The organism is Alkalibacterium thalassium (genome assembly GCF_900101165.1).
Taxonomy (GTDB): domain Bacteria; phylum Bacillota; class Bacilli; order Lactobacillales; family Carnobacteriaceae_A; genus Alkalibacterium; species Alkalibacterium indicireducens.
On sequence record NZ_FNFK01000124.1, the window covers coordinates 1 to 1,073 of the forward strand.

A 1,073-nucleotide genomic window follows, 5' to 3' on the forward strand; every position below is an offset into this window, starting at 1 on the left:
TGAATTGAAGCCCCAGTAAACGGCGGCCGTAACTATAACGGTCCTAAGGTAGCGAAATTCCTTGTCGGGTAAGTTCCGACCCGCACGAAAGGTGTAACGATTTGGGCACTGTCTCAACGAGAGACTCGGTGAAATTATAGTACCTGTGAAAATGCAGGTTACCCGCGACAGGACGGAAAGACCCCATGGAGCTTTACTGTAGTTTGATATTGAGTGTCTGTACAGCTTGTACAGGATAGGTAGGAGCCAATGAAGCCAGGACGCCAGTCTTGGTGGAGGCGTTGGTGGGATACTACCCTAGCTGTATGGCCACTCTAACCCGCGACCGTAAACCGGTCGGGAGACAGTGTCAGACGGGCAGTTTGACTGGGGCGGTCGCCTCCTAAAATGTAACGGAGGCGCCCAAAGGTTCCCTCAGAATGGTTGGAAATCATTCGTAGAGTGTAAAGGCAGAAGGGAGCTTGACTGCGAGACCTACAAGTCGAGCAGGGACGAAAGTCGGGCTTAGTGATCCGGTGGTACCATATGGAAGGGCCATCGCTCAACGGATAAAAGCTACCCTGGGGATAACAGGCTTATCTCCCCCAAGAGTTCACATCGACGGGGAGGTTTGGCACCTCGATGTCGGCTCATCGCATCCTGGGGCTGTAGTCGGTCCCAAGGGTTGGGCTGTTCGCCCATTAAAGCGGTACGCGAGCTGGGTTCAGAACGTCGTGAGACAGTTCGGTCCCTATCCGTCGCGGGCGTTGGAGATTTGAGAAGAGCTATCCTTAGTACGAGAGGACCGGGATGGACACACCGCTGGTGTACCAGTTGTCAGGCCACTGGCATCGCTGGGTAGCTATGTGTGGACAGGATAAACGCTGAAAGCATCTAAGCGTGAAGCCCCCTTCAAGATGAGATCTCCCATTCCTTTAAGGAAGTAAGACCCCTGAAAGATGATCAGGTGGATAGGCTGGAAGTGGAAGCATAGTGATATGTGGAGCGGACCAGTACTAATCGGTCGAGGACTTAACCACAAGAAAGAAAGTATAGCGAGGCGGAATCATCTGCCGAGCGAAACTGGACTGACG

Annotated in this window: 1 rRNA gene; it reads left to right on the forward strand. The window is 53.0% G+C overall.

The annotated features are described in order from the left end of the window. Positions 1 to 1,019: ribosomal RNA gene (locus BLR76_RS11555) — 23S ribosomal RNA — on the forward strand; the annotation flags it as partial. Positions 1,020 to 1,073 lie beyond the last annotated feature (54 nt).